The following is a 6,173-nucleotide window of genomic DNA, read 5'->3' on the forward strand; positions in this document are numbered from 1 at the left end:
CACTAGTGGTGGAAGAGGACCTCGATCTCGGAGTGGCCCACGGCGATGACGTCCCCGTCGGCGAGCAGCCAATTCTCGATCGGCGTGCCGTTGACGGACGTACCGTTCGTGGACTGCAGGTCAGTGAGGACGGCGTCGTAACCATCCCAGGTGATCTCCGCGTGCTGACGGGACACACCCGTGTCCGGGATGCGCAGGTCGACGGTCTTGCCGCGGCCGATAAGGTTGCTGCCTTCGACCAGGTCGTAGCGGCGATCGCTGCCGTCCCGCAGGGTGAGGGTGACGGTCAGCTGCTCGGCTTCCGGCCGGGGCTCGCCCGTCCCACCGCGGACGGGGGCCTCCTCATTCGCCGCGTGGGTAATCACCGTGGTTCCGGGGTAGCTGTGCTCCGGGTCGACGGCCCCGTCCTGTTCCTGCCCGGGCGCTGCGGCCGCGTCCTCCTGGACGGCCGGTCCATCCTGTTCAGCGGCGGAATAGCCAGCGTCCTCGGCGCTCTTACCCTGCTCGCCTTGGGCGGACTGAGCGGGGGACTGGGCCGTGCCGGGGTGGCTGGACTCGGACTGCTCTGCACCGTAGCCAGTGCCCGGGCTCGGGCGGACGACCGAACCCAGGCCTGCGCCCGCAGCCCCCGTCTGCGCGGGGAAGGAATCACTATCGGCGTCGTAAGCCTGGGCCTCGACCTCACGCACCTGGCTGGGGTCCTCCGGCCACTCGCGCTCACCGGGGGCGACGTCCTCGTCCGGAAGGGAGGAAGAAGCAGCGGAGCCGGAAGATTCAGCGGCGTCGTCGGCAGCATCGCCTGCGTTCTCCTCCTCGATGGGGGAGTAGCTCTCGGGGATCTTGAAACGGGAATCGGCCTTCAGCTGGCCCGTGTGCAGGTCCTCCTCGACCCGGAGATCGACCGTGACCTGGTTATTCGTCTTCCATCCCTCGTTGCGGATGAAACGGCTCAGGCGGGCGGAAAGGTCGCGGACCAGCGTGGGGTGGCTCTCCTTCAGGGAGTCGTAATCACGCTGGGAAATCGAGACGATGAAGAAGCTCGGGGCAAGCCGGTTGCCCTCGCTATCCACCATCACGGAGTCCTCGGCCTGCTGCTTCAGCATCTCGTCGATCTCGGTCGGGACAACTTCGCCACCGAATACCCGCGCGAAGCTGTTATCCAGGCCCCGCTGCAGTGCGCTATCCAGTTTGCGAAATTTTCCGAAAAGATCCATCGATATTTTCCTTCCTTGGACGTCTAGGCCGTCTAACCAGAAAGGCCGCGATGGGTGAATCGCTTTAGCCTCGTGGTGTTTTGCTCGTGGTGAAGGGCAGGTCGCGCTGTACAACGCGCCGCCGCAACGGGGTAGACGTACACATGTCGAACGGCCATTATACGGGGATAACAAGGGGGGCCGGGTCAGTGCAGGTCACGCGGTGATTTTGTTGTGATCTATAGCTCGTGATACGCTTCTTCTTGTTGCAAACGCACCCGGCGTTAAGCCCACGCTTTGCACCCATGCGAACCGAGCATCACAGCTTGGAGCGGATGAAGCCACGGGCGAGTGGCGGAATTGGCAGACGCGCTGGCTTCAGGTGCCAGTGTCCTTTACGGACGTGGGGGTTCAAGTCCCCCTTCGCCCACAATAGCGGCTCTAGGTCGCAGGAACCGGTGGTTCACCTTCAACAGGTGGCCACCGGTTTTTTCTTGTGTACAACTGGGCTCGGGGTGGGGCTTTTAAGATGTGGGCATGAGTTCTGACCCACGCAGCACGAGCACAGACCTGCTCCTTGAAGCGCCGCACGGTTTCCGCCTCCGCCGGGCGCGCCCAGCCGACATCCCCCAGATCCTGGAGCTCATCCAGGACCTCGCGGAGTATGAGGAGGAGCCGGATGCCGTCCGTGCGACCGAGGAAGCACTCCACGAGCACCTCTTCGGCGAGAACCCCGCTGTGTTTGGGCACGTCGTCGAGGTGCTCGACAGCGACATCAAGGGCGGGGACATCAAGGCCGGGGACGTCGCGGAGAGCAGCAGCGTCGAGAACAGGGACGTCGCGCCGGGCGAGGAGCCACGCCTGGCCGGCATGGCGCTGTGGTTCCTCAACTTCTCCACCTGGGAATGCACCCACGGCATCTACCTGGAGGATCTCTACGTCCGCCCCGAGTACCGCAAGAACGGGCTCGGGAAGTTGCTGCTCCAGCAGCTCGCGCACCTCTGCGTGGCCCGCGGCTATCAGCGCATGGAATGGTCCGTCCTGAAGTGGAACGAGCCGAGCATTCAGTTCTATAAGTCCTTCGGCGCCTACCCGATGTCCGGCTGGGACACCTACCGGCTGGACGGCGACGCGCTGCAGGGCTTCGGCGCTTGAATTTGCGCGTCGTAGCTCGGATCGCCTTGGTGCGCTGCCGTATCAGCGAGGGTGTGTGACCATGATGATGGTTCTTTCCGCGCGCGTCCCCGGTAGTTCCACGGCAGGAGCGTCCAATGCTTCGGCCCCGTCCGCATCCGCGCTCGGCGGGAACCCGAGCAGGCGCAGCACCTCTGCCGCGCCCGCGTCGTCGAGGTGCTCCGTCGGCTCATCCAGCAGCAGGATCGGCGCGTCCGTGAGCAGCGCGCGGGCCAGAATTACCCGGCGGCGCTGACCCCCAGAGAGATCCTCCGCGCCCCGGGCCAGCACCGTATCCAGCCCCCGCGGCAGGCCCCGAACCCACGCGCCCAAACCGAGCTGGTCCAGCACCTCCCACATCGCCGCCTCGCTGGCGTGCGGCGCCCCCACCGCGAGGTTGTCCCGCACGGTGGTGGCGAAGATGTGCTCGTCCTCGGCGATGAAGCGGGCCCCGGGCGCCGAATACGTCCCGCCGCGGGCGGGCAGCAAGCCAGCCAGCGTCATCAGCAGGGTCGTTTTCCCAGTTCCCGACGCCGCGACGACGACGCCGCGCCCACCAGCGGGGACGTCTAGGTCGTAGGTTCCCAAGTCATGGTCCCAGCCCACCGTCAGGCGCTCGGCGCGCACTGCCGCGGGGGCGGATAGGGCGTCTGTGGAGGCAGTGGCACCGATGTCTGCAGGTGGCAGGCTTTTTGAGGCTGCGGGCTCGTCCTTGGCCCTGGTCTCCGCCTCCTCGGATCCCGGGAGGGCGCGCAGACGTTCCAGGGAGTGCTCGGCCCGAACCCGAGTGCGGGCGGCCTCCGGGAGGGTGGATACCGCCTCGAAGGCGGCGAGCGGGAAGAGCGCCACGACGACCAGCCATTGCGGGGAATGCGCCGCCGTGCCGGAACCCGCCCAACCCGTGTACTCCAGGGCCGCTAGTGCGGCGATGGCCGCCGCAGTCAATGCGCTGGTGAGAGTCAGCAGACCCGAGGCCCCGGCGGCCCAACCCAGGCCGCGGCGTCGCTGGGCCCGCAGTTCGGCTTCGGCGCTCTCCGCCGTGGCGAGGGCGCCCGCGAGCTGGTCGCGCACCCGCAGCGTCGGGGCGGCTGACAGCGCGTGGTCGACTGCCGCGACGTAAGCCTCATTGGCCTCCGCGACGAGGGAGGCCCGCTCCGCGCGTGCTGCCAAGCGGGGGACGAGCACCCCCGCAACCAGCAGGCCGATGGCGAGGACGAGTGCTGCGAGTGGGGTGAGCATGGCCAGGAACCCAACGGCGATGAGGCCCGTGATGCCCGCGACCCACCGCGGAATCGTGGCGCGGACGATGCGCTCGGTCAGGGCGTCCACGTCCTCCCCGATGCGGGCGAGCAAGGCTCCGCGTCCTAGGCCCATGACCTGCGCAGAAGGAGCTTGCGCAAGCCGCGCGTAGACCTCCACGCGCGCCGCGGCGGCCCGGTCCAGCGCAACATCGTGGCTGGCCAGACGGTCGAGGTAACGGAAAAGAGCGCGGGAAATGCCGAGCGCGCGCACCGCCGTGATCGCCACGGTCAGATCCATCACGCTCGGCTGCTGCCAAGCACGCGCGATCAGCCACGCGGAGACCACTGACAGCGCGATGGCGGCCAGCAGCGTGCTGACTCCCGCGAGAATGGCCCGGGTCATCGGCTGCTTACTCCTTCGTTCGGCTCGGCGGAGCTTGTGGTTACGGAGCTGGCCCCGCGCACGTCGATGACACGGTCCGCGGCCGCGATGAGCAGCGGGTCGTGGGAGGCGGCCAGGACTGTGGCGCCACCCTCCGCCGCGGTGCGCAGCTTGCCAATCATGAGGTCCGCGTTCGCCGAATCCAGGTGGGCGGTTGGCTCGTCGAGAATCAGCAGCTGCTTGCCGGGCACCTGCTCGGCGAAGGCGCGGCGCTGGCGCTGGCCCAGCGAGAGCTGCGAAGTATCGCCGATCGCGGCCTCATCCAGCACCGGGCGCTGCGGCAGGTAGGCGGTGCGTTGCCACAATGTCTGACCTGCCCATACAGCTGGCTCGACGTTGCGGCCGCCACTGCGGTCCTCGCCGCTACTATTCTCCTCGTGGGCATCCTGTGGGACATCCGTTGCAGCCGGGGCGGCGGCAACTTCTTCGACGCGGACGCTGCCCGTTCCGCTGGTGAGCCCCAATGCCGCGAGCAGGGCGGTGGACTTCCCGGCGCCGTTATCGCCCCGCAGCACCGTGATCTTGCCGGGCTCTGCCTGCCCGCTAAGCCGCGCCGGTCGGGCACCATCCCGCCCGGGTGCCGAGTAGTTCTCGAAGACCACCCGCAGCCCCTGGGGCGCCGCGGCTGGGGGAGTCTGCGCTGGCCTTGCGCCCTCATCGGCCGGGACACTCGCACCGTCGAGGGCGCCCAGCACCGCGCTCGCGGCGGCCGCCCCGTCTTGCGCATCGTGGAAGCGAGAGCCGACCTCACGGATCGGGGCGTAGACCTCCGGCACGATGATGAGCACCGCCAGCCCCGCGGCCAGGCTCATCTCCCCGCCCAGCAGCCGGAAACCGATATTCACCGCCACCAGCGCCACGGAGAGCGTGGCCAGGAACTCCAGCACCATGCCGGAAAGAAAGGCGATGCGCAGCACCCCCATGGTCGAGCGCTGGTGGGAGCGCGCGAGGCGCTCCACCTCAGAGGTTGGGGCCAGCTGCTGACCGTGGGCGGTGAGCGTGGGCAGCCCCGCCGCCAGGTCCAAGAGCTGATCACTGAGCAACGCCATGTCTGCCAGCTTGCGCTCCGTGCGGCCCGCCGTGAGCAGGCCCACCAGCCACATGAAGAACGGGATCAGGGGAATCGTGACTGCCACGATGAGCGCCGAGGAACGGTCCTGGAACCAGATGGCGGCCAGCGCGATCGGCGTCGATAAGAAGGTGGCGACCGCTGCGGGCAGGAAACCTGTCAGGTACGGGCGGAAGGCATCGAGGCCGCTGGTCAGCAGGCTGCGGAACTGGGCGACGTCCACGGTCCGCGGGTCCCGGTGAGTCAAAGCAGCCAGGCCACGGCGCCGCAGCTCCGCGAGCACCGTATCCGCCGCGGAATCACCCAGCCGGGACTGCGCCCACGCCACGAGGGCCCGCAACACTGCTACCGCGACTAGCCAGGCCAGCAGCGCCGGGTCGAGGCGCTGGGCGAATTGCCCAATCTCGCCGGGTTGAGCCTCTCCCGCTCCCGGCGTCACCTGACCCAGCGGCGCCTCGCCACCCAGCACTCCAGCGACGAGGTGGCCGAGCAGCAAGCCAGCGGCGATGCTCAAACCCACCCCGGCCACCGAAAGCGCCGCGCTCAGCAGCACCCAGCGCCGCGCCGGGGCCGAAACCCGCAAGAGCTGCATTAGAGATGCACCGGCTCCGCCACGATCCGACGCCGGAAAATCCAGTAGGTGTACCCCTGGTAAAGCAGTACGAACGGGGTCACGATCACCGCGGCCCAGGTCATGACCTTCAGGGTGTAGGGGTTGGACGCGGCCTGCCAAATATCCAGGTCAGTCCACAGCATCGGGAACATCGCCCCGAAGCCCAGCACCACCACGGACACGATCGCCAGGGCGGTGGCGCTGAACGCCCAACCATCCCGCTGCGCGACCGTCGCAGCCACCGCGCCGAGCAGCCCCGCGACCGCGAGCGCCAGCGGCACCCAGGTCCACGCCTTGCCGTAGCCCAGCTGAGTCCAGAGGGCGAACACGCCACCGAACCCAATCGAGCCGACCGCCAGCGGGGCGATGAAGCGCTGCGCCTCCTCGCGCAGCACGCCCGCGGTCTTGAGCCGGATGAAGGTCAGCCCGTGCAGCGCGAAGA

The 6,173-nt window shown here is 68.2% G+C and carries 5 protein-coding genes and 1 tRNA gene; 2 read left to right on the forward strand and 4 right to left on the reverse strand.

Going from position 1 to position 6,173, the window contains the following annotated elements; all coding sequences use genetic code 11:
* Window positions 1-2: 2 nt before the first annotated feature.
* Entirely contained in the window at window positions 3-1,214 is a 1,212-nt protein-coding gene (locus tag Q1V78_RS08710; RefSeq protein WP_300613662.1) for a DUF3662 and FHA domain-containing protein, read from the reverse strand.
* A 324-nt stretch (window positions 1,215-1,538) separates the two neighbouring features.
* Here Q1V78_RS08710 and Q1V78_RS08715 point away from each other — a divergent pair.
* Together Q1V78_RS08715 and Q1V78_RS08720 are read left to right on the forward strand one after the other, a co-directional pair.
* Window positions 1,539-1,623 (forward strand) — tRNA-Leu (locus Q1V78_RS08715).
* Window positions 1,624-1,730: 107 nt separating this feature from the next.
* Window positions 1,731-2,348: a GNAT family N-acetyltransferase gene (locus Q1V78_RS08720; protein WP_300613664.1), complete on the forward strand. Its 618-nt coding sequence runs from the start codon at window positions 1,731-1,733 to the stop codon at window positions 2,346-2,348.
* A 42-nt stretch (window positions 2,349-2,390) separates the two neighbouring features.
* Here the strand turns inward: Q1V78_RS08720 and cydC are convergent, their stop codons facing one another.
* The 3 genes from cydC to Q1V78_RS08735 form a co-directional block, all read right to left on the reverse strand.
* Window positions 2,391-4,010, reverse strand: coding sequence for a thiol reductant ABC exporter subunit CydC (gene cydC, locus Q1V78_RS08725; RefSeq protein WP_300613666.1), 1,620 nt, complete (start codon window positions 4,008-4,010; stop codon window positions 2,391-2,393).
* Complete coding sequence (locus tag Q1V78_RS08730) at window positions 4,007-5,710, reverse strand: ABC transporter transmembrane domain-containing protein (protein WP_300613668.1); 1,704 nt, start codon at window positions 5,708-5,710, stop codon at window positions 4,007-4,009. The genes cydC and Q1V78_RS08730 overlap by 4 nt, the downstream gene beginning before the upstream one ends.
* Window positions 5,710-6,173: cytochrome d ubiquinol oxidase subunit II (locus Q1V78_RS08735; protein ID WP_300613670.1), on the reverse strand; the 464-nt coding region annotated here is incomplete at its 5' end. The genes Q1V78_RS08730 and Q1V78_RS08735, both read right to left, overlap by 1 nt.

It is taken from the genome of Corynebacterium sp. (assembly GCF_030152825.1).
GTDB lineage: Bacteria > Actinomycetota > Actinomycetes > Mycobacteriales > Mycobacteriaceae > Corynebacterium.

Coding starts and splice junctions, on each gene's coding strand:
- Q1V78_RS08710 (WP_300613662.1), bottom strand. CDS start 1,214: ATGGATCTTTTCGGAAAATTTCGCAAACTGGATAGCGCACTGCAGCGG.
- Q1V78_RS08720 (WP_300613664.1), top strand. CDS start 1,731: ATGAGTTCTGACCCACGCAGCACGAGCACAGACCTGCTCCTTGAAGCG.
- cydC (WP_300613666.1), bottom strand. CDS start 4,010: ATGACCCGGGCCATTCTCGCGGGAGTCAGCACGCTGCTGGCCGCCATC.
- Q1V78_RS08730 (WP_300613668.1), bottom strand. CDS start 5,710: ATGCAGCTCTTGCGGGTTTCGGCCCCGGCGCGGCGCTGGGTGCTGCTG.